The following is a 22,329-nucleotide window of genomic DNA, read 5'->3' as shown; positions in this document are numbered from 1 at the left end:
ATCCAAGGGGGAGATTTATGATGAACATTCGCAAATGGCAGAAGGGGCTGTTGGCATCTGTTCTGCTGGTGGGTTTGCTCGCGGCATGTACGTCCGGCGGAGGCGGTACTGTCACGGAATTGAAGGACGAGAAGACCAAGGCTACGGCAGATGCACCGGGATGGAAGGCGGATATGGAGCCGATTACGTTTGACTGGTATTTGAATTTTTCCTGGTTCCCGAACAAGTGGGGAACGGATATGACCTCGAAGTATGTTACGCAAAAGACCGGGGTCAGTGTTAATTTTATCGTACCCGCAGGGAATGAAAATGAAAAGCTCAATACCATGCTGGCCTCCGGCAAGCTGCCTGATTTTGTCACGCTGGGTTGGGGAGAGGATGCGGTCAAAAAAATGATTGAGGGCAAGATGGTGCTTCCGCTCAACAAGCTGGCCGAGAAATACGATCCGTATCTGATTAAAATAGCTGATCCGGCGAAAATGTCCTGGTATCGCCAAACGGACGGGAATGTATACGGGTATCCTAACGCTTCTTCTTCGCCACAGGATTATCAAAAATACGGCCAAAATTTTGTTTCCAACCAGACGTTTATGGTTCGGAAGGACATGTACGAGGCGATCGGCAAGCCGGATATGAGAACACCAGAAGGATTTTTGAAAGCGCTTCAAAAAGTGAAAGAGAAATTTCCGGAGGTGAACGATCAGCCTCTTATCCCGATAGGATTCCACGAATTTACGGATAACGGAAATTATTCTTTTGAAGACTATTTACTTAATTTCCTAGCCATTCCTCATGAAAAGGACGGCAAGCTATATGATCGTCGTTCGGACGAAGAGTATATTCGCTGGCTCAAAACATTCCGTCAAGCCAATGAGCAGGGCCTGATCGCCAAGGACGTATTTATCGACAAACGTCCGCAAATGGAGGAAAAGGTGGCACAGGGTCGATATTTTGCCATGTTATATCAGCGTTCCGACTTTGCTACACAACAGGTGATGTTATATGCGAAGGACCCGAACTCTGTTTATATCGCGGTGGATGGACCTTCGAACAGCAAGCTGGACCCGCCGACGCTGGCTGGGCCGGGTATTTCCGGCTGGACGGTGACGCTTATTTCGAAGGATGTCAAAGACAAGGAGCGGGCTATTGAATTTCTGACTTATCTGATTAGTGAGGAAGGAAATCGCGACCTGTATCTGGGGGAGCAGGGCAAGCTGTGGGACATGGTTAACGGTAAGCCAGCCTTCAAGCCGGAGGTGCAGGAGCTGCTGAACAAGGATCGTTCTGCTTTTGATAAAAAATATGGCGCCTCCTTTACCTTCTGGATGCTGATGGATACGAATATGAATTTGCAGTGGGCCCCGCCCAGCGTGGAGCCGTATAAGCAGCCAGAGGATTGGACGAAAGGCAAGACGAAAGGCTTCTCCCAATATGACAACATCAAACCGAGGGGGACTTCGACAGAGGGCATTGCATCAGGTCAGATAGATAAAATTTGGGGCAAGGCATTGCCGAAGCTGCTGCTGGCTTCCTCGGATGAGGAATTCGACCAGCTGTTTGCTCGCTTTTTGGAAGACCGCAGAAAAGCAGGATATGACAAAGTTATGGCCTATCAGCAAAAAGCATATGAGGAAAACCTTAAGAAAATTGAACAGTTCACTAAATAATCCAATTCAATAAATTTATCTATTGAACCCTAAGGATGTGATTTCATGCCAGGCCGTGTACGTTCACAGATGAAGAGCCTGCTGCGCCGCCGTATTTGGCAGTGGCTGACGGATACGGCCGATCGGCTTGGCGGTTGCTCCCTTCAAGTCAAGCTCATTGTCGCGTATATCGGAGTCATTTTAATCCCGGTGGTATTGTTCTCGCTATATACCTTTCACCAACTGTACGAGAATACCATGCAAGACATCACCGTACAAAATCAGTATGTGTTGGATACAGAGCTGGCCCATATTCACGGCAATATGGAAATTATGGAGCGGACCACACAGCTTGCGATTTCAGATCGTAACGTACTTCGTTATCTGACCGAGGAACGTGAAATAAGCAGTGATGAGCTGGTTCAATTCAACTTGAATGTGTTTCCAAATTTACAGCACTTGCTGTACAGTAATCCCAACGTAGAGAACATTCGGCTGTATACGAGTAATCCCCAGGCACATGAAATATGGCCGATGATTTTCAATGAATCACGATTGCCCAAGGCTTCCTGGAAGAAAACGGCTCAACTCCGACAAGGGAAAATATGGTGGGAAATGTACAAGGGGCCGAAAAGCTTACTTGGGGGACAATCCCGGCAGGAAAGTGAGACAGTGCAGTATATGGCATTGCTGCGTGAAATCCAGTCTACCGGTGGAAGACACGCAGGGTTGGTAGAAACAAACATGAGGCTGGAGCTATTTTCACCTAGAGTATTTGGAATCCCACAACGTGATCGCGCATGGCAAATGTTCATTCTGGACGGCGATGATTCCAGCTCAAGGAACGCTGACAAACCAATGTCTTCTAGCGATATAGCTACAGCTTCCTCTCAGTCAGATTCAATTTCGATCCCGCTGTCCCATGTGCACCATCTGTTTCAGTCCCAGGTTCAGGGACCGGATGGTGCTTTTGATTTTTCCTATGAGAATAAACCTTATCTCGGTATGTACCGTTATATAGAAGGGTTGAATGCCTATCTGCTAAATGTGGTGGCGCTGGACGGTCCGCTGGGTGATCTCCGTCAGAAACGCAATGACATGCTGCTCATTATTAGTATGCTGATTGTGTTGATGTCCGTCATTTCTTATACCCTGCATGCCTTCATTCTCAAGCAGCTACATACACTGCGTGAATCCATGAAAAAAGTAGAGCAGGAGGGTGACTTTCAGCTTAGAATTCCAGTGTATGGGCGGGGAGAAGTGGCTGAGCTGGCTCTATATTTTTGCAGTCTGCTGAGTCGGATTAACGGACTCATTGCCGAGGCAGTACACAAGCAGGCCGCTGCTCAGGAGGCTGAGCTGCTAGCGCTCAAGCATCAGATTGATTCCCATTTTCTCTATAATACATTGGAAAATTTAAAAATGATGGCGGAGATAGAACGACAGTATCCGCTGTCGGATGCCCTTACCTCCCTTGGCTCGATGATGCGTTATAATCTCCAATGGTCGGGGTCGTGTGTTGCGTTGCAGGATGAAATCCGCCATATTCAGCATTATGTGGCCATCATGAACATTCGCCATGATAACCAAATTGGATTGGAAATTCATCTATCGTCGGCGTTTATGGAACTGGAGATGCTGAAAATGTCGCTGCAGCCTATAGTCGAAAATGCTATCAAGCACGGTTGGAGTACATTGCAAAGCCCATTCAGCATCACGATTGAAGCCTGCCCTAAGCAGGATATTATAGAATTGCGCATACAGGATAACGGAGTGGGGATATCTGAAGAAAGAAGAAACGCTATCATGGCTGGTCTAACGCGAACGGATATGGATTCCCACGAGCCCGAAATGAATGGGGGAATCGGTTTGTATAATGTGAATCGCCGTTTGAGTATGCAGTATGGCGAAGAGTATGGCTTAAGACTGGACAGCATCCCCGGACAATCGACGACAGTGACCCTGATTATGCCTAAACGTTACATGATGAGGGGGGTAGACCATGACGACCAAGCTGTTGATTGCGGATGACGAGAAAAATATTCGAATGGGACTTCAAGCCATGATCGAACGGGAATTTTCCGATCTCTATGAATGTGTACTGGTCAAGGACGGAATGGAAGCCTGGCAGCATGTGAAGCAGTTTTTGCCCGAGTTGGTGATAACGGATATCCGTATGCCTGTTATGGATGGCATTATGCTGATGCAGCATATTCGCGAGCTGGAGCCGGGTCGCAGACCTTTGGTAATCATTCTCAGTGGATATGACGAGTTCCAGTATGCGCGCGAAGCGATTCGCTGCGGGGCACGGGAGTATTTGCTCAAGCCGATCGTAAGGGAGGAACTGTTCGGTGCGCTGGCAGTTTTGAATGAGGAATTGAAGGAGAGGAACCACCTCATAGACGATAGTGTTGTCAGCGTAGAGAAAGATAGACTGGCTGGCGGGAGTGTCATCGCCGATAGAAACGGTAGCATGACACGTGCTATCCAATACATCCATGCTCATTACAGCGAAGATTTGAATATGGCAGTAGTATCCAATTCAGTATCCTTGAATTATACGTATTTTAGTCAAGCGTTCAGAGCCTATACAGGCCTCAGCTTTGTTCAATATGTAAGAAGGCTGCGCATTACAGAAGCCAAAAAGCTGCTGGAGTGCCAAGGGGGCAAGATTTATGAAATTGCGGCTAACGTGGGCTTTGACAATGCAAAGCACTTTAACAAAGTGTTTCGGGAGCTGGAGGGGATGACCCCGCAGCAGTTTCGAGTACAGAATCAAAGGGGTAATTAGATATAAAGAGGCGGAAAACCTTCACTGCCTTTTTAACCTTATCCTGATATAATAAACGTAAGCATAACCATGGCCTTCAATCAGAGAGTTTGTACACAATCACACGAATCGCCGAATGGAAGGGGAGAGCATATGGTTATTTATGAAACGGACCAAGCTTATATCATGACGACACAGCATGACCATGCTCATATTTCAGGTGAGTTGGCTTCACAATGGGAAGAGAATGCCTTCAAGAATAGACGTCATAAGCAGGATTTTGTATATGCAGCAAGGGAGCATGATCGGGGTTGGATACAGTTAGACGCTGCTCCTTTCTGGAATGATCATGTGTCTGCACCTTATACGTTTATTGATTTTCCGCTCAGTCCACGTTTTGTTTTCTATCGTCTTGGGATTGATGAAGTCGAACAAGGTAATACGTATGCGGCGTTGCTGTGTAGCTTGATGTACAAGGAGCTAGTCGGACGGACCGAGCATCAAAACGCTCAGGACAAGCAGATTACGCATGCTTATCAGGAAGCGGAGGGACAGCGTCGTCATAGGCTCAAACAGGAGCTGGCATGTGGCGTAACCTTCGACCATCAGGTGCGGACGGATGTACGGAGAATGTTGTTTTGCGACGAATTGAGTCTGTTTTTGTGCAGTCGAGAGCCGGGTACGCCTACAGCAGATTATGAATGGTTTGCTGAAGGTTTGAGCTTCCCGGCTGTTCGTCATGAAAGCGGGCGAGTTTGGGCCGAGTGGCTATCGGATCAGGCTGTAGGTCTTTCTTTTTTTCCTTTCAAGGGCAAGGTAGGGATTACTCATACCTTTAAGAAGGTGGACAAGGAGAAAATTCGCACCTTCGGCCTCCTAGAGGCCTACCGTTCTTCCGAATGGACGCATCGAACCTTTACCGTTGAACATATCATGGAAGTAGAAGAACATAAGGAGAATGCCTGACCCTCTACGGATACAGCCTCGAACAATATTTTGTTCGTAGACGCAGAGAAAAGTCAGAGCAAAGCCTCCCTGAACCATGATTCAGAGAGGCTCGCTTTTTCCTAGCTTTAACATTTTACGATTTTGCAGATGTTTTCGCACGATTGACCATAGTCTGTACCTTATTCAATACCTTATCGCGTGCCCCTTTATTTTTCATCAGATACGTCACACCCATTCCCAATGCTGCTACCACCCATTTTTTATTCTTCATGAATAACGCCTCCTTATGATCATGTTGTCATACACAAATGCTTAAAAGCATCCAAAATGTGAAAAGATGAACGGGATTTTACGATTTAGTGATTGCTTGCACTCGTTCCGCATAACTATGATTTTACCCTTTCCATCACATCTTACCCGTTCCTTTGGCAATGAAACGATTACGACTGTCTTTTCACGTTTAATGGATATTATCAAATATCCTGCCGCAATTGCTTCAGACGCACATGACAGGGAGGTCTTTGTTATGAGAAAGAAGGAAGTGGTTGCCATGCTGCTCGCCGGCGGACAAGGCAAAAGACTCAAAGGACTGACCCGTACACTGGCTAAACCGGCTGTATTTTTTGGAGGAACTTACCGCATTATTGATTTCCCTCTCAGCAATTGCACTCATTCTGGTATAGACACCGTAGGCGTATTGACCCAATATGAGCCGTTGGTGCTTCATTCCTATATCGGCGTAGGCAGCGACTGGGATTTGGATCGCCTGGATGGAGGAGTGTTCGTTTTACCTCCGCACGAGAAAGAAAATGGAAACAACTGGTACAGGGGCACGGCGGATGCAATTTATCGAAACCTGCATTTCTTGGATCAGTATGACCCGGAGCATGTACTCATTCTGTCAGGGGATCACATTTATAAAATGGACTACAGTCGAATGCTCCACTATCACAAGGAGAAGGGAGCAGACTGCACCATTTCTGTTATCAATGTCACGATTCAGGAAGCCCAACGATTTGGGATACTGAACGCCGACGATGATCTGAAAATATATGACTTTGAGGAGAAGCCTGAACAGCCGAAAAGTACATTGGCCTCCATGGGTATTTATTTTTTCAAATGGGAGGTGTTGCGACGCTATTTACTGGAAAGCGCAAGCGATTCTGAATCCTCACATGATTTTGGCAAGGATATCATTCCATTGCTGCTTCAGCATGGCCGGTCGCTGTATGCCTACCCGTTTGCTGGGTATTGGAAGGATGTGGGTACCATTCAGAGCTTGTGGGAGTCCAATATGGATCTTCTGGCTCAGGACCCGCCTTTGGATCTGAACGATCCTTTCTGGCGCATCTATACCCGCAGTCCCAATCAACCGGCCCAGTATATAACCCAACGGGCGATTCTCAAAAACAGCATTGTAAATGAAGGCTGCATGGTGGATGGAGAAGTAAGGCACTCTGTACTATTTTATGGGGTCGAAGTAGGTGAAGGGAGCGTCATTACGGATTCTGTCATCATGCCAAACGTAAAAATTGGGCGCAATGTACGTATCCACCGGGCTATCGTGAATGAGAACATCGTTATTGAAGACAACGCGTTTATCGGACCTGAAGATAGTTCTGACGAGATTATTTTGTTCGATCAGGAAAGCCAGCTTCATGCACGAATTTAACCCGGATAAGGACGGTGTCTGCTATGAGCCGACTCATTGGAGTTATCAACCTGGATCACGAACTGGATCAGTTGAAGGAGTTGACCTATTTCCGGTGCGGGGCCGCAGTTCCCTTTGCCAGTCGATATCGGCTCATTGATTTTACCTTATCCAACATGATGCATGCAGGGGTGCATGATATTGCACTGTTTATCCGTCGCAAATACCGTTCGCTGCTGGATCATCTGGGTGAAGGTCGGCCTTGGGATTTAGACCGCAGACGGGGCGGGTTGTTTATTTTGCCACCGGACTGGAATGATCCGACGGATGCATCACGTGGGGATTTGCAGCATGTGCACAACAATCTGGACTTTTTCCATCGCTCATCGGGGCAAACCATTGTTCACGCAGGAACTCAGCATGTCAATAAGGTTGATATTGAGGATGTATACCGTTATCATCGGGAGAAAAATGCAGATGTTACCCTCGTATATAAACCCATCGACCAGCTCGAATCTGAGCATGCTCCTTGTGCACGACTGGAGATTGATGAGAACGGACGAGTGACGGGTATTCATCAGGAGCAGGATCATCATAATATTTATCTGGAAATGTTCGTGATGGACAAAGGCTTATATCTGGATCAAGTGAAGCATTGCATTGCCCATCAGGATAATCATTTCTTTCGCGATGCCATCCAGAAAAACCCAAGTGGGCTGCGCATTTATGCGTATCGTTATGAAGGTTATCATGCGGTTATTAATTCTATTGAGAGCTACTATAAAAATAGCATGAAGCTGCTGGATCAGCAGCAGTATCAAGCACTGTTTCAGAATCAGCCGGTGCATACCAAAATCAAGTATGAAGCCCCGACCCGCTATACGCACAGCGCCGAGGTGGATCATTCACTTGTTGCCAATGGCTGCACCATCGGAGGCAAGGTCGAGAATAGTATTCTTTTCCGTGGAGTGCGGGTGGAGGAGGGCGCGCGGGTAAGCAACTCGATTATTATGCAAAAATGTGTCATCCGTAAAGGGGCAGTTGTGGAGAATGTGGTTTTAGATAAAGATGTACAGCTTTCACCAGATCGAACTCTGATTGGAGACATTAGAGTGCCCTATGTCATTGCCAAGAATAGCGTAATTTAAAGGATATACTTAGCCATTAAAACGGAAATAACAGGAGGTACAACTTTGTTCAGCAATAAAGAAGCATTTAAGCAGGCTTTTCGAGAGCAACTGGTCGGAAGGCTGGGCAAACCGATGCAGGAGGCTCAGTCGGAAGACGTATATAAGGTTTTGGGTGGCATGATTCGTGAACAAGTCGGCAAGAATTGGGCAGAAACGAACCAAGCCTACAAAGAAGGACAAGAGAAGCAGATTTATTATTTTTCACTGGAATTTTTGATAGGTCGTCTACTGGGCAGTAATCTGTTGAATTTGGGCGTACTGGATATGGTTCGGCAGGCATTGGGTGAACTGGGCTGGGATCTGGAGGAAATTGAAGAACAGGAGGCAGACGCGGGGCTAGGCAATGGGGGTCTCGGCCGTCTGGCGGCTTGCTTCATGGACTCGCTGGCATCCCTTGGCTATGCAGGACACGGCTGCGGCATCCGGTATAAATATGGTCTGTTTGAACAGCGTATTGTGGACGGCAATCAGGTTGAACTGCCGGATTACTGGCTACAGAAAGGGAATGTCTGGGAGGAACGCCGTCCTGACAAAAAGGTCGAGGTTCATTTTTGGGGAAGAGTGGAAACCCGTGAACAAGAGGGCCGTCTTGTATTCGAGACAAAGGATGCCGAAACAGTCTGGGCTGTCCCTTACGATATTCCGCTGGTAGGCTATGGTCATGCGCAGGTGAATACGCTGCGGATTTGGAGTGCAGAATCAGCACTTGATCCCGTTCGAGGACCGATTCGAGGCGAGGGCGGTTATTACCGCTTTCTCGACTACAATCGATCGGTAGAATCCATCTCGGCATTTCTATATCCGGATGACTCCAATTATGAGGGAAAGCTGCTTCGCTTGAAGCAGCAGTATTTCCTGTGCTCGGCCGGATTGCAAAGTATTTTGCGTACATTCGAAAAGCTTCGTTTACCCTATAGCCAACTGCCCGATAAAATAGCACTGCACATTAACGATACACATCCGACCCTGGTTATACCGGAACTGATGCGTATTCTGATGGACGTGAAGGGCTTGGGCTGGGACGAAGCATGGGATATTACGACGCGAACCGTTTCATATACGAATCATACGATATTAAGTGAGGCGTTGGAACAATGGCCTGTCAATATGGTACGGGAGCTGCTTCCTCGTATTTCCTTAATCATTGAAGAAATTAACAAACGTTATTGCGCTATGCTACTGGAGCGTTACCCAGGCCAGGACATCAAAATTGGTGAAATGGCGATTATTCACGGCGAACAAATCCGTATGGCCCATTTGGCAATCGTCGGCAGCTACAGCGTTAATGGGGTGGCTGCGCTGCATACGCAAATATTAAAGGAACGAGAAATGAAGTCGTTTCACGAGCTGTACCCTGACCGTTTTAACAATAAAACAAATGGGATTGCCCACCGCCGCTGGCTGATGCACGCCAACCCGGAGCTGGCAAGCTTGTACGATGAGACCATCGGCATACGCTGGAGGACCCGTCCAAGGGAACTCATCGACCTGCTGCGTTACAGTGGGGACGAGTCGTTCAAAGAACGGATACGGGCGATTAAGCGAAATAATAAAGTCAGGCTCGCTGAGCATGTTTTTGCAAAACAGGGCGTACGACTGGATACGTCCTCCATTTTTGATGTACAGGTCAAACGGTTGCATGGTTATAAGCGACAACTGCTCAACATTTTGCATGTGATGCATCTATACAGCCAGCTTAAAAGTAATCCTGGCCTGGATGTGACGCCACGCACGTTTATTTTTGGAGCCAAAGCCGCCCCCGGTTATTTTCTCGCCAAACAGACGATCAAGCTCATTAACAACGTGGCGGACACCATCAATCGGGATGTAGATGTCAAGGACAAGCTGAAAGTCGTTTTCCTTGAAAATTATTCGGTCTCGCTGGCGGAGCTGATTATTCCTGCGGCGGATGTCAGTGAGCAGATTTCCACGGCAGGCAAGGAAGCCTCAGGCACAGGGAATATGAAATTTATGATGAACGGTGCGCTCACACTGGGTACGTTGGACGGAGCCAATGTTGAAATGCATGAAATGGTAGGCGATGCCAACATGTTCATTTTTGGATTGAAGGTGGATCAGATCGAGGCATATTACCGGGACGGCCAGTATTCGGCGCGCAAAACAGCCAACAGTGACGAAAGACTGCGTGAAGTGTTGGATCAACTCGTGAACGATGCTCCTTTTACGCGGCATGAACGGGAATTTGAGGCCATTTATCAATCCCTGATTGATCATAATGATGAATACTTTGTGCTCAAAGACTTCGCAGCCTATGTGGATACACAGGTTCATATTGAACAGGTGTATCGGAATCCCTCGGAGTGGACTCGGCGTGCTATTGTCAATATGGCACACTCCGGGAAATTTTCTAGTGATTGTACGATTCAGCAATACGCGGCTGAGATTTGGGACATTGTGCCTCTCCAAAACGATGTCAACAAGCGAATTCTGTCCTAAAACGGCGAAACAGGCGGAATAACATTGCTTTTCGAACGCTGAGGGTTATAATGACAGTATAGACATAAGTAAGGATGGGGAGCTTCATATACTCATTCCTGAACTTGAATTGTACTGTTGAAGGAGTCCTCCTATTGATAAAGCTCAATCCGAAAAGGCTCAAACCTCATAAATCGAAGAAGAAATATAATATGTTTGAAAATATATGGCGTGCGATTCGGCTGAATTTCATCAAGCTGTTGCGCGCCCCTGGTGGAGTTAAAAAGATCTCTTTGGGCTTCGCCATTGGCTTTGCGCTGGAGATGATTGTGATTTCCACGGCTTCTCTGGTATACCTTGTTTTTTATCCGATTGTTCGTCTGTCCGGCGGCTCGCTGCCTGCGGCCATTGTGGGTAACGTTGTAGGTAAGCTGACCTTTTTGCCAATTGTACTGATGCCATTCGCCAAGCAAGTGGGGGCTTGGATTTATCCATCTCATTATCCGGTACATGTCAGGGGCGGACGACTTCACGAGCATTCATTTATGGAGCTGTTTCACGGCAACTGGTCTGTATTCAGAGACTTGTTGCACGGAGGCTTGCACATCCTGATCGGTATGTCGATTTTCGGTGTGGTGCTGGGCATTATCTCGTATTTTGTCATTCAGGTTCTGTATAATCGTTCGCTGCACAAACGGTTGGAAAAGCGGAAGTTGCGTCATGGCGCAGCATTTTCGGCGGCCAGACTGCTGAAGAATGGATAACGATGCATAAGAAAGAAGCTCTTCGAGCCTATTATTAGGTCCGAAGGGCTTCTTTGAGCTGGGGCAAGAAAAAGCGTATGACCTCTATAAGAGGCATGCGCTTTTGGCATATTTTGTAACGGGATTGGCTTCATTCACTCGAATCGTTTACAATACGTGTGCATACAACAATGGACGACAGGTTAATGTACATACAAGGAGTGATGAAGTTGCGGAAGATATGGCAAATCTACTTAACAGACTGGAGAAATGTATTCAAAGTATCGACCGGGACTTTATTAGTCATTGGCATCATTCTTTTGCCTTCCGTCTATGCATGGGTGAATTTGAAAGCGATGTGGGATCCGTATGCGAATACATCTGGGATTAAAATTGCAGTAACCAGCCAAGATCAGGGTGCAGAAGTGAATGGTAAAAAGATTAATATCGGCGATGAGGTTTTGCATAACCTTCAAAATAACAAGAAGCTGGGTTGGACTTTTGTCAATGAAGCGGATGCACGAAAAGGTGTGTTGGAGGGTGATTATTATGCCAGCCTGCTGATCCCGAAAGATTTTTCAGAGAAAATTACGAGTGTGCTGACGGAAAATCCGCAAAAGCCAGAAATTGATTACGCCGTAAATGAAAAAATTAATGCAGTAGCTCCGAAAATTACATCTTCGGGGGCAACCTCTCTAACGAATCAGATTAGCCAAAACTTTATTGAAACTGCAAGCCAGGCGGTATTGACGAAGTTGAAGGAAGCCGGAGTAAAGCTGGAGGAGGAACTTCCGACGATTCGTAACATTGAGAACCGGGTGTTGGAACTGAATAATCGATTACCGGATATCGAAAGGTTGGGCAAACAGGCATTGGAGCTGGAGCAAAATCTGCCGAAAATTAAGGCACAGGGACAAAAGATCATTGCATTGAAGGAGAAAATTCCTGAAATTAACCGTGCCGGTGACCTGGTGCTCAAAATTGACAAAAACATGCCTGAGCTGGACAAGGTAGCCACTGTTATTCTGGATATCCAAAAAAGACTACCTGATATTCAAAAGGCCGGTGATCGAATTGTTGAACTGGATCAAAATTTTAGTAAGGTAGAAAGCGCACTGGCCACCGCCCTAGAGGACACGCAAACAGCTCTTAAAGTCATTAATGCTGCTCAGAAAGCACTGCCAGAAGTACAGAAGATAGCGGACACAGGCAAAGACTTTACAACCGGTTTACTTGAATTTCTGGACAAAAACGAGGGCGCGCTTGATTCGATGGGTACCATAGTTAAAGAAGACTTACAGCTGGTACAACAAATCGCGAATGAAGTTTCTCAGATTACAGATATCATTCGTGGTGTGGATTTTGATCCTAAAGCAGCACAAGCTGCGGTGAATCGTGTCAGCGGTAGGCTGACAACTGCCGTGGGGGTGCTGGATCATATATCTCAATTGCTGAACCGTGTGAACGGATATTTGCCAAGTCAACCTCTGGATTCACTTATTTCCCGTGTGAGCGGGGTGGAGGATCGTTTCCGTCGTCTGAATAGCACAGTAACTAGCATTGGGGATGCCATCCAGCGCGGTGAAAAGCCTGCGCAAAATCTGCTGGATGACACTGATCGCCTTGCTGGAGAAATCAGTAGCGGAATTGACAGCATTTTGGGCAATTATGATACGGAGTATGCACCCGCCATTCAAAAGGCGCTAGATCAGATCAAATCCGTTGCCCGCAATTCTGCCAATGTGCTGACTACAGCTCAAGAGCAGCTACCGAATATTGAAAAGCTATTAAATGACGCACAGGCTGCAGCAGAATTCGGTCAGCAAGAGCTAACACGTCTCCAGCAGGATCTGCCACAATACCGTCAGAAACTGCATGAAGCGGCGACAACGATTCAGGGACGTATGGGAGAGTTTACGAATGCTGTGAACAAAGCAGCAGACTTCGTAAATAACGATTTGCCGACGGTTAAAAGTAAAATTCATCAGGCGGCAGATTTTGTGCGTAATGATTTGCCCAAAGCGGAACAACAGTTTGTCAAAATGGCTGACTTAATTGAAAATAAATTTCCTGAAGCGGAAAAAGCGGTACACCAAGTAGCCAATTTTGTAAGGACCGATCTTCCAGCTGCCGAAGATTCCATACGTCAGGCTGCAGATACCATTCGCAAGCTTAAGGGCGAAAATGCACTCGGACGCGCTATTGCATTGCTCAAGGGGGATGTGAAAAAGGAAAGTGAGTTTCTCGGCAGTCCAGTATCGTTGAAGCAGGAACGGATATACCCAATCCCTAACTATGGTTCTGCGATGTCACCTTTTTACACTACATTGTCGATTTGGGTAGGTGCGATGCTACTGGTATCAATGTTCAGGGTAGATGTGGATGACCCGGAAGGACAATTTAAAAGCTACCAAGTGTATTTCGGACGGCTGATGACATTCTCCACAATTGGTATTTTTCAGGCGCTGAGCGTATCTCTCGGTGACTTGTTCCTGCTCGGGGCGTATGTGGATGCCAAAGTAGCCTTTGTGCTGTCCTCTATGCTGATCAGTCTGGTGTTTACAGCGATGACCTATACACTAGTTTCTGTGTTCGGCAATATCGGCAAGGGACTGGCGGTCATCCTGCTGGTGCTTCAATTCTCCAGTTCAGGAGGGACATTCCCGATTGCGACAAGTACACCGTTCTTTCAGGCGCTGAATCCATTTGTACCATTCACCTATGCGGTTAGTCTTTTACGAGAGACAGTAGGAGGGATGTTGCCTTCAACGGTGACACGGGATGTGGTGATGCTGTTTGTATTTATCGGTGTTTGCTTCCTGTTTGGATTGGTGTTGAAGAAGCCGCTCAGCAAGCATACGAAAAAAATGGCTGAGCGAGCGAAAGAAACGAAATTGATTCCTTGATTGTAAAAAGAGAGTGAGTTACGGTGGCTGAAGTGAGCCGCTCCGCGAAGGATTTGATCTTACGATCGCTGTTGCCACGGGATTCTTTGGATTGGATTAGGACATGACAAGGTAAAAATCCCGTGGCAAAGGCGAACGCTCCGCTTCTCCAGATTCAAATTCTCCGCTCCGCTGGTAACCACCGTAAAGTCATTTCTTTTAATATTTGGCGGGTAGTATGAGGGGAGATGGCCTCGCGCTTGCTGCTTCGGCGGTGCGTGGGGCTTTTTTGCATGCGCTCTTCAACCTTTAAATTGCATTTGGGGGTGTTTCAAAGTGGTTTATTCTGGTGAATAAACGGAGTATGGTCTTTTTGGCATGTCATTTTGCGGAATTTTAAAATCCTTAGGCAAAGGCGGGAGGTAGTATGGAGTATTCATACTTAGGAAAGTCAGGCTTAAAGGTTAGTCGGTTATGTCTGGGGACGATGAATTTCGGACCAGAAACCGAAGAAAAGGATGCGTTTAAAATTATGGATGCCGCGCTGGATGCGGGCATTAACTTTTTTGATACGGCTAATGTATATGGCCATGATCGTAAAGGTTGGACAGAGGAAATTATCGGACGTTGGTTCCAGCAGGGCGGCGGAAGACGCGAGAAGGTCGTGTTGGCAACGAAGGTATACGGAGATATGAAAAATGAATATGACGGACCCAATGCAGGATCAGGCTTGTCTGCTTACAAAATTCGCCGCCATTTGGATGCGTCTCTGAAACGTCTGCAGACCGACCATGTAGAGCTATACCAAATGCATCACATTGACCGAAACGTGTCATGGGATGAACTGTGGGGCGTATTCGAGTCCGTGGTGGATCGGGGACAAGTGGGTTATATCGGTTCCAGTAATTTTGCGGGCTGGCATATTGCGGTGGCGCAGGCCGAAGCGAAGGCACGGCGTTTTCTGGGGCTTGTATCTGAGCAGCATTTGTACAACTTGAACGAACGTTCCGCAGAGCTTGAAGTATTACCGGCAGCTCAAGAGCTGGGGCTGGGTGTGATTCCATGGAGCCCGCTGGCGGGCGGACTGCTGGGACGGAATGCGTTAGCTGGTACAGGTTCCCGCAGCGCGCGCGCCAAGGAAAAGGTGGAGCAGAATCGTGCGAAGCTGGAGCAATTTGCAGCATTGTCCCGCGAGCTGGGTGAAAAGGAAGACGTGATTGCACTGGCTTGGGTACTGTCCCATCCGGCTGTAACGGCTCCAATTATCGGACCACGAACCTTAGAACAGTTAGAGGATGCTCTACGGGTACCTGAGGTCAAGTTGAGCGAAGATGTGCTTGCCAAGCTGAATGAGATTTTCCCGGGTCCGGGAAAACCTGCGCCAGAAGCCTACGCTTGGTAATAATACTTCGTACTCGTCATAAAGCATCATTCTTTGTGAGAAACAATCGGCAAAAAGCAGCAGATCAGGAGCCTCTCTTTGATCTGCTGCTTTTTTTCGGGTGTCTATCCACACTTGAACGACCATGACAAGAATAAATATGCACTAAATGGGATCTATCTTTTTAGATATTATTGGCTGAGTGGTTTTCTTATGATGTGTTACATACATTTCAAGAGTTTCTTTACAGTTGACAAGGCAAAAGGGATGCTGTATATTACTAAAAGTTGATGTTAATAGTAATTATTACGATTTAATAAAACGCAAATGAAAAGCCAATATTCAAGGGAGCGTACCAGCGATGAATAAGAAAGCAATACCGGTAACAGTGCTGAGCGGATATTTGGGAGCAGGAAAAACAACGATTTTGAATCATATATTAAACAATCGGGACGGAATGAAAGTGGCAGTCATCGTCAATGACATGAGTGAAGTGAATATAGATGCCGAGCTGGTTAAAAGAGAGGGCGGCTTGTCCAGAACAGAAGAAAAACTGGTCCAGTTATCTAATGGTTGTATTTGCTGCACATTGCGTGAGGATTTATTACTGGAGGTCAAGAAGCTGACGGAACAAGGCGAGTTTGATTATATTTTAATCGAATCTACAGGCATCAGTGAGCCCGTGCCAATCGCTCAAACCTTTACGTACGCTGATGAAGGAACTGGCATTGATTTGGCTTCGCTGGCAAAACTGGATTGCATGGTGACCGTAGTTGATGCGAACCGTTTCTGGCATGATTTTGAATCAGGAGAAACGCTACTGGATCGCAGGCAGGCTACTGGTGAAGATGACACGCGTGATATCTCGGACTTGCTGATTGACCAGATTGAGACCTGTGATGTATTAATTCTGAATAAGTGCGATCTGGTTCAGCCTGCGGAGCTGGACAAGCTGGAGGGTGTGCTGCGGAGATTACAGCCTGAAGCCCGAATCATTCGCACTTCCAAGGGAAAGGTCGCTCCTTCGGACATTTTGAATACAGGGCTGTTCAATTTTGACAAAGCTAGTCAATCCGCTGGATGGATTCGTGAGCTGGAGCTTGAGAGCCATACACCGGAAACGGACGAATATGGGATCAATTCCTTTGTATATCGTCGTAGAAGACCTTTTCATCCTGCGAGATTGGCTGAATTTATGAATTACTGGCCGCAGGAGGTCGTTCGCGCCAAAGGTTTGGCCTGGATTGCCACCCCGCAGGATTGGGCAGCGAGTATTAGCCAGGCAGGACCATCTATTCAATTTGGCCCTGCGGGAAGCTGGCTTGCTGCGTTATCTGAAGAAGAACGGCAGGAGATCGTTGCAGCCGACCCTGAGGCTCTGGACCATTGGGATGAACAATGGGGCGACCGCATGAACGAAATCGTCATGATAGGTATCGCAATGAATCGACCGGACTTGGAAGAAGAGTTAGATGAGTGTCTACTGAACGATAACGAAATGGATATGGACTGGTCCAGTTTTGAGAATCCGCTTCCTTGGCCGACATGATGAAGCTAGTTGATCCATTCAGTAATAAAGTCCATACATTTTTTAGCTGCTGGAGAAACATTTTTTAAGGAAGCGGTAGCGATACCGATAGTACGGGAATGCTTTTCATCCAAAGGACGAATAGAGATGTCGTAAGGAATGTGAGACAGGATCATTTCAGGAAGAATACTCACGCCTAGGCCATTCTGCACCATAGCCATAATCGCATGGTCATCTTCTAATTCATATTTAATTTTGGGTGACATGTTATGCTGTGAAAAAATATTTCTTACATCCGTGTCACAGCCTGCAACAGGCATAATGAAAGGCTCATCTCTGAGCTGTTCTATTCGAATTGAGGCTTGCTTCCCAAGAATATGATCGGAAGGAAGTAGACAAAGCATGCTTTCTTCTTTTAATGGCATTGTCTCTAATGCGTCTACCGTGGGTAGGTTCACAAAGCCAAAATCAGCTTCCCCACTGACTATCCAGCTCTCAATTTCATGGTAGTTCCCATCGAGCAGTTTTATTTCAATAAGAGGAAACTGCTCATTGAATTTTTTTAGAATACGGGGCAGCCAATGAATGGAGACGCTTGAAAATGTGCCGATCTTTACGGTTCCGAGTTCCAATCCTTTAATTAAAGCTACCTCTTGGTAGAGCTTTTCGTCCATTTGTACGATCTCTCTAAATCGCTTCATCAATCTTTCCCCGTTATTGGTTAATCGGATGCCTGAACGACCTCGGATCAGAAGAGTCAACCCTAATTCATGTTCCAATCCAGAGATCGCATGGCTGATTGCTGATTGTGTAAGATTTAAAACTTCCCCGGCCTTTGTGAAACTTCCCATTTCAATTACGCAAAGAAAAATCTTATATTTAAACAAATTCGTGTTCCCTCCTACCTCCATGAAATATATTCATGCATCATATCAGATATATTCATTTTTTTTATTTAATATTTATGATTATAATCAAATTTAAGAAAGGTTATTTATTTTTGTTTTAGGAGGAACATATGAACTCAATTGCTAAAACTCCTCGTCCGCCCTATTATGCGGCTATCTTTACTTCTGAACGTAATGAAGGAGATGGTGGATATGGAGTGATGGGAGACAAAATGGTGGAACTGGCTGCCGAGCAGCCTGGTTTTCTAGGTGTGGAAAGTGTTCGTGACCACAATGGAGTAGGCATTACAGTTTCCTATTGGGAGTCTCTAGACGCTATAAAAAATTGGAAACATAACGAGCTGCACAAGGTAGCGCAGGAAAAAGGGAAATCCGAGTGGTATAAAACATTTGGTTTAAGAGTGAGCAAGGTAGAACGAGATTATTTTTTTACAGTGTAAATAGGTTCAATATCGTTCTATTCATATTCAGTTCATAAACGTGGGTTATCCTCTCTATAGAAACCGTATAGGGAGGATATGAATGTGGATTATACAGACAGAAAAGAGACCTTGGCCATTGAGGCAAGGGGACTCGTTAAAGTTTTTGGTGATAAGCATGCGGTTGACGGTGTCGACCTGAATGTACATGCTGGCACGATCTACGGAGTGCTCGGTCCTAATGGAGCGGGTAAGACGACTACCATCCGAATGCTGTCAACATTATTGCGGCCTGATAGGGGATCGGCCCGTATCTTCGGGCACGATGCAGTAAAGGAACCGCAGGTTGTGCGTCAATTGATCGGGGTGACAGGCCAGTATGCATCGGTCGATGAGTCGCTTAGCGCTACCGAGAACCTGATCATCTTCTCCAGACTGCTTGGACTGGGACGTGCCGAGGCGCGTCATAAGGCAGCGGAGCTGCTGGAGGAATTTGGCTTGGCCGAAGCGGCCAAACGACCGTTAAAAAATTTTTCGGGAGGCATGCGCCGCCGGCTGGACTTGGCCGCCAGTCTCATTGCTAGGCCGCCGCTGATCTTCCTGGATGAGCCGACTACCGGACTAGACCCGCGCACGCGTGTCCAGATGTGGGACACGATCCGACGTCTGGTCAAGACCGGTTCCACCGTACTCCTCACTACCCAGTACCTCGACGAGGCGGATCAACTTGCTGACCGAATCGCGGTGATCGATCATGGCCGGGTAGTCGCTGAGGGTACGGTGGATGAACTGAAAGCGGCTGTGGGGGCGTCGACTCTGCAACTTAAAGTGCAAAATCAACAGGACATTGAGAGGGCTGTTCAGATCGTTGAACAGGTGCTTTCAGTCAAGTCCAGCGTGTCAGTGGAAGCTGGAAAGATTATTTCTCCGATGGCCAATGCAGATCGGGTAACGGACCTGCTGATTGCCCTCCGTACTGGAGAGGTTCGCCTAGCAGAGATGAGTGTGCAAAAGCCGACGCTTGACGAGGTGTTTTTGTCCATCACTGGTCATGGGGCACAAGTAAACGAGCAGCAGACGTCCCAAGGAGCGCATGCTGTGGAGGGGGCGAGAGCATGAAGAGTACTACGGTTATGACAGGTTCTGATCGCACATTGAAGAAGTCTGTGAGTTTCAGGCAGGCATTCTCCAATTCCATGACGATGGCCTACCGGGGCATTCTTAAGATTCGGCATACTCCCGAGCAATTATTTGATGTCACGCTTCAGCCGATCATATTCACCCTTATGTTTACCTATATCTTTGGCGGCGCCATCTCAGGAGACGTGCAGCATTATTTGCCGGTTATTATTCCAGGCATCCTCGTGCAGACTGTGATCTCGACCTCCGTCGTTACCGGCGTCCAACTACGTGAGGATATGGACAAAGGAGTGTTCGACAGGTTCAAGTCACTCCCGATCGCACGTATTGCGCCTTTGGCTGGAGCTCTGCTGGCTGACAGTATCCGGTATACTATTGCGACTGTATTTACCTTCGCCATGGGGTATATTTTGGGGTATCGGCCAGAGGGAGGACTGCTGAGTGTCGCTATCGCCGCGCTTTTGGTCATCGTGTGTTCCTGGGCAGTCAGCTGGATTTTCGCCTTCTTTGGCGTGATTGCCCGCACTGCTTCAAGTGTACAGGGAATCTCTATGATTGTTCTGTTTCCGCTCACTTTTGTTTCCAACGCATTTGTGCCTGTGGGCACAATGCCTGGTTGGCTGCAGTGGTTTGTGAACGCCAACCCGATTTCGCATCTTGTGAACGCAGTCAGGGAGCTTGCGAATACGGGAACGATTGGCGGAGAACTGGCGATCTCCCTGCTTGGCGCTGCAGTCATTGTAGCGGTCTTCGCGCCGCTTACGGTGCGTGCTTATATGCGTAAAGCATAAAATGGCGGTCTTCTTGACGAGGACGAGAGATTTAAGGCAGAGTTAGGTGGGATTGAAATGACACGTATATTGGTTGTTGATGATGATCCGCATATTCGTGAACTGGTCGGACACTTTTTGAGAATGGAAGGTCTGGAGGTAGTCGAGGCCGTGGATGGTTTGGACGCGATGCGCATTTTTGATCAAATCAAGGTCGATTTGCTTGTTCTTGATATCATGATGCCGGGAATGGATGGTTGGGAGCTGTGTCGTAAGCTGCGAGAGCAAACCGACCTGCCGCTGCTTATGCTTACAGCTAAAGGCGAGACGTCACAGATCGTGAAAGGTTTCGCGCTCGGAACGGACGACTATCTTGTCAAGCCATTCGACCCCATGGTGCTTGTCGCACGTGTAAAAGCTTTATTAAAACGTTATCGTATCATGGCTTCAAAATCAGTAACTGTCGGAGATCTTGTCCTGCGCAGCGATACATTTGAGTGTCGGGCTGGAGAGAAGGAGATTACCCTGCCGCTCAAGGAATTTGAGCTGCTCTTCAAGATGGCCAGCTATCCTGGCAAAACCTTTACCCGCGACCAGTTGATCGAACAGATCTGGGGTTATGATTATGAGGGAGATGAAAGAACGGTTGATGTCCATATCAAACGCCTTCGCGAACGTTTTCCGGAGGCAAGCCACTCCTTCCGAATCAGTACGATCCGGGGATTGGGTTATCGGTTGGAGGTAAGGCAATGAAGCGGGAACCGGGATTCCTCCATATCCTTGCGAGACTCATGCTGGTGTTGTTGGTGCTGTATCTCAGCTGGACTGCTGCGTTCTTTATTATGGAGGCGATCTATTCGCACATGTCATGGGCTCCCCATGGTTTGTTCGTCTTTCTTATGAATACGACGCTAGGCTTTTTCTTCTTCGGTATCATCAGTATGACGGTAAGGCGTTTCTTCCAGCCTAGAGAGCAGCACGCTTTTACCGAAATGATCGATGCTTTAAAACGTATTTCGCAAGGAGACTTTCACATTAATCTGGATTGGGATCTCGGCGGGAGGAACGGAAAACATCGGAGGCCGCATCCTTATGTACAGTTGGTGGACAGTATCAATGATATGGCTGCAAATCTGAAGGCTATGGAAAAGCTGAGGGAGGAGTTTATTTCGAACGTATCCCATGAAATCGGCTCACCGCTGACCTCGATAATTGGATTCGCCAAGGCGCTCAAGGACGAGAATCTGGATCGTGAGCAGCGAGATCGGTATTTGACGATCATCGAGACGGAGTGTATTCGTCTATCCAAGCTAAGCGATAATCTCATGAAGCTGGCAATTCTGGATTCGGAGCGGCATCCGTTTCGTCCGTCCCTTTATCGGCTGGACAAGCAGCTGATTTCGCTTATTCTCGCCTGCGAACCGCAATGGGAGGCTAAAAAAATCGAGATGACTGTTGAAGTGGATATAGTTGAGATCAACGCGGACGAGGATCTGATGGGTCAGGTTTGGGTAAATCTCCTTCACAATGCCATTAAATTTACTCCACAGGGTGGAAGCATATCTGTTTCTCTTTCAGTTAACGGTGATCAGGCGGTTATCTGCATTGCGGATACGGGGCAGGGCATCAACGAACAGGATCAGCAGCGTATTTTTGAACGATTTTATAAAGCCGATCAGTCACGGGCTCGATCCGCAGGTGGCAGCGGATTGGGACTTTCCATTGCCTATAAAATAACAGAGATGCATACCGGTTCTATCTCTGTATCCAGCAAGGTGGGAGAAGGGACGGTATTTACAGTTATGCTCCCGCTGCGCCAGAAAGTAATGAAAGGCAGCAGCAACTGTGAAATGTACACCGGCACAGTAAGTTAAAAAGGAGCGCCTTCAAAGCCATAAACGGCTGAAGGACGCT

Annotated in this window: 18 protein-coding genes; 16 read left to right on the top strand and 2 right to left on the bottom strand. The window is 47.2% G+C overall.

What is annotated here, in order from left to right:
* Positions 1-20: 20 nt before the first annotated feature.
* From AC5ELV_RS00605 to AC5ELV_RS00590, 4 genes are all read left to right on the top strand, one after another.
* Entirely contained in the window at positions 21-1,667 is a 1,647-nt protein-coding gene (locus AC5ELV_RS00605) for a type 2 periplasmic-binding domain-containing protein (RefSeq protein ID WP_493429332.1), read from the top strand.
* 45 nt (positions 1,668-1,712) lie between these two features.
* Positions 1,713-3,677, top strand: coding sequence for a sensor histidine kinase (locus AC5ELV_RS00600; RefSeq protein ID WP_493428752.1), 1,965 nt, complete (start codon positions 1,713-1,715; stop codon positions 3,675-3,677).
* A complete protein-coding gene (locus AC5ELV_RS00595; protein ID WP_493428751.1) occupies positions 3,649-4,437 on the top strand; it encodes a response regulator transcription factor in 789 nt (262 codons plus the stop codon). The genes AC5ELV_RS00600 and AC5ELV_RS00595 overlap by 29 nt, the downstream gene beginning before the upstream one ends.
* Before the next feature lie 132 nt (positions 4,438-4,569).
* Entirely contained in the window at positions 4,570-5,382 is an 813-nt protein-coding gene (locus AC5ELV_RS00590; RefSeq protein WP_493428750.1) for a DUF3891 family protein, read from the top strand.
* A gap of 115 nt (positions 5,383-5,497) precedes the next feature.
* Here AC5ELV_RS00590 and AC5ELV_RS00585 read toward each other — a convergent pair whose 3' ends face one another.
* Positions 5,498-5,635 (bottom strand): hypothetical protein, encoded by a 138-nt coding sequence (locus AC5ELV_RS00585; protein ID WP_013370876.1) that lies wholly within the window; start codon positions 5,633-5,635, stop codon positions 5,498-5,500.
* A gap of 255 nt (positions 5,636-5,890) precedes the next feature.
* On the opposite strand from AC5ELV_RS00585, the gene AC5ELV_RS00580 reads away from it, so the two are divergent.
* From AC5ELV_RS00580 to AC5ELV_RS00550, 7 genes are all read left to right on the top strand, one after another.
* Positions 5,891-7,036: a glucose-1-phosphate adenylyltransferase gene (locus AC5ELV_RS00580; RefSeq protein ID WP_493428749.1), complete on the top strand. Its 1,146-nt coding sequence runs from the start codon at positions 5,891-5,893 to the stop codon at positions 7,034-7,036.
* Positions 7,037-7,059: 23 nt separating this feature from the next.
* Entirely contained in the window at positions 7,060-8,163 is a 1,104-nt protein-coding gene (gene glgD / locus AC5ELV_RS00575; protein WP_480282431.1) for a glucose-1-phosphate adenylyltransferase subunit GlgD, read from the top strand.
* A gap of 45 nt (positions 8,164-8,208) precedes the next feature.
* Positions 8,209-10,662, top strand: coding sequence for a glycogen/starch/alpha-glucan phosphorylase (locus AC5ELV_RS00570; protein ID WP_493428748.1), 2,454 nt, complete (start codon positions 8,209-8,211; stop codon positions 10,660-10,662).
* A gap of 191 nt (positions 10,663-10,853) precedes the next feature.
* Positions 10,854-11,405 (top strand): DUF2062 domain-containing protein, encoded by a 552-nt coding sequence (locus AC5ELV_RS00565; protein ID WP_493428747.1) that lies wholly within the window; start codon positions 10,854-10,856, stop codon positions 11,403-11,405.
* Positions 11,406-11,614: 209 nt separating this feature from the next.
* Complete coding sequence (locus AC5ELV_RS00560; protein WP_493428746.1) at positions 11,615-14,290, top strand: YhgE/Pip domain-containing protein; 2,676 nt, start codon at positions 11,615-11,617, stop codon at positions 14,288-14,290.
* Positions 14,291-14,696: 406 nt separating this feature from the next.
* Entirely contained in the window at positions 14,697-15,671 is a 975-nt protein-coding gene (locus AC5ELV_RS00555) for an aldo/keto reductase (RefSeq protein WP_493428745.1), read from the top strand.
* A gap of 340 nt (positions 15,672-16,011) precedes the next feature.
* A complete protein-coding gene (locus tag AC5ELV_RS00550; RefSeq protein WP_493428744.1) occupies positions 16,012-17,199 on the top strand; it encodes a GTP-binding protein in 1,188 nt (395 codons plus the stop codon).
* Positions 17,200-17,204: 5 nt separating this feature from the next.
* Here the strand turns inward: AC5ELV_RS00550 and AC5ELV_RS00545 are convergent, their stop codons facing one another.
* The gene (locus tag AC5ELV_RS00545; RefSeq protein WP_493428743.1) at positions 17,205-18,089 is read right to left on the bottom strand and encodes a LysR family transcriptional regulator; all 885 of its coding nucleotides are present in this window, start codon (positions 18,087-18,089) and stop codon (positions 17,205-17,207) included.
* A gap of 107 nt (positions 18,090-18,196) precedes the next feature.
* Between AC5ELV_RS00545 and AC5ELV_RS00540 the strand changes: the two genes are divergently transcribed.
* From AC5ELV_RS00540 to AC5ELV_RS00520, 5 genes are all read left to right on the top strand, one after another.
* Positions 18,197-18,526 (top strand): antibiotic biosynthesis monooxygenase family protein, encoded by a 330-nt coding sequence (locus tag AC5ELV_RS00540; protein ID WP_493428742.1) that lies wholly within the window; start codon positions 18,197-18,199, stop codon positions 18,524-18,526.
* 78 nt (positions 18,527-18,604) lie between these two features.
* Entirely contained in the window at positions 18,605-19,624 is a 1,020-nt protein-coding gene (locus AC5ELV_RS00535; protein ID WP_493428741.1) for an ATP-binding cassette domain-containing protein, read from the top strand.
* Positions 19,621-20,436, top strand: coding sequence for an ABC transporter permease (locus AC5ELV_RS00530; RefSeq protein ID WP_493428740.1), 816 nt, complete (start codon positions 19,621-19,623; stop codon positions 20,434-20,436). Before AC5ELV_RS00535 ends, AC5ELV_RS00530 begins: the two co-directional genes overlap by 4 nt.
* 57 nt (positions 20,437-20,493) lie before the next feature.
* Positions 20,494-21,168: a response regulator transcription factor gene (locus AC5ELV_RS00525; protein WP_493428739.1), complete on the top strand. Its 675-nt coding sequence runs from the start codon at positions 20,494-20,496 to the stop codon at positions 21,166-21,168.
* Complete coding sequence (locus AC5ELV_RS00520) at positions 21,165-22,289, top strand: sensor histidine kinase (protein WP_493428738.1); 1,125 nt, start codon at positions 21,165-21,167, stop codon at positions 22,287-22,289. The genes AC5ELV_RS00525 and AC5ELV_RS00520 overlap by 4 nt, the downstream gene beginning before the upstream one ends.
* Positions 22,290-22,329 lie beyond the last annotated feature (40 nt).

The organism is Paenibacillus sp. NMA1017 (genome assembly GCF_058895805.1).
Note: the sequence above shows the minus strand (reverse complement) of the source record. Positions and strands in the feature narration are given on the sequence as shown.

Coding starts and splice junctions, on each gene's coding strand:
- AC5ELV_RS00590 (WP_493428750.1), top strand. CDS start 4,570: ATGGTTATTTATGAAACGGACCAAGCTTATATCATGACGACACAGCAT.
- AC5ELV_RS00520 (WP_493428738.1), top strand. CDS start 21,165: ATGAAGCGGGAACCGGGATTCCTCCATATCCTTGCGAGACTCATGCTG.
- AC5ELV_RS00530 (WP_493428740.1), top strand. CDS start 19,621: ATGAAGAGTACTACGGTTATGACAGGTTCTGATCGCACATTGAAGAAG.
- AC5ELV_RS00595 (WP_493428751.1), top strand. CDS start 3,649: ATGACGACCAAGCTGTTGATTGCGGATGACGAGAAAAATATTCGAATG.
- AC5ELV_RS00565 (WP_493428747.1), top strand. CDS start 10,854: ATGTTTGAAAATATATGGCGTGCGATTCGGCTGAATTTCATCAAGCTG.
- AC5ELV_RS00535 (WP_493428741.1), top strand. CDS start 18,605: ATGAATGTGGATTATACAGACAGAAAAGAGACCTTGGCCATTGAGGCA.
- AC5ELV_RS00580 (WP_493428749.1), top strand. CDS start 5,891: ATGAGAAAGAAGGAAGTGGTTGCCATGCTGCTCGCCGGCGGACAAGGC.
- AC5ELV_RS00540 (WP_493428742.1), top strand. CDS start 18,197: ATGAACTCAATTGCTAAAACTCCTCGTCCGCCCTATTATGCGGCTATC.
- AC5ELV_RS00550 (WP_493428744.1), top strand. CDS start 16,012: ATGAATAAGAAAGCAATACCGGTAACAGTGCTGAGCGGATATTTGGGA.
- glgD (WP_480282431.1), top strand. CDS start 7,060: ATGAGCCGACTCATTGGAGTTATCAACCTGGATCACGAACTGGATCAG.
- AC5ELV_RS00585 (WP_013370876.1), bottom strand. CDS start 5,635: ATGAAGAATAAAAAATGGGTGGTAGCAGCATTGGGAATGGGTGTGACG.
- AC5ELV_RS00555 (WP_493428745.1), top strand. CDS start 14,697: ATGGAGTATTCATACTTAGGAAAGTCAGGCTTAAAGGTTAGTCGGTTA.
- AC5ELV_RS00545 (WP_493428743.1), bottom strand. CDS start 18,089: ATGGAGGTAGGAGGGAACACGAATTTGTTTAAATATAAGATTTTTCTT.
- AC5ELV_RS00605 (WP_493429332.1), top strand. CDS start 21: ATGAACATTCGCAAATGGCAGAAGGGGCTGTTGGCATCTGTTCTGCTG.
- AC5ELV_RS00600 (WP_493428752.1), top strand. CDS start 1,713: ATGCCAGGCCGTGTACGTTCACAGATGAAGAGCCTGCTGCGCCGCCGT.
- AC5ELV_RS00525 (WP_493428739.1), top strand. CDS start 20,494: ATGACACGTATATTGGTTGTTGATGATGATCCGCATATTCGTGAACTG.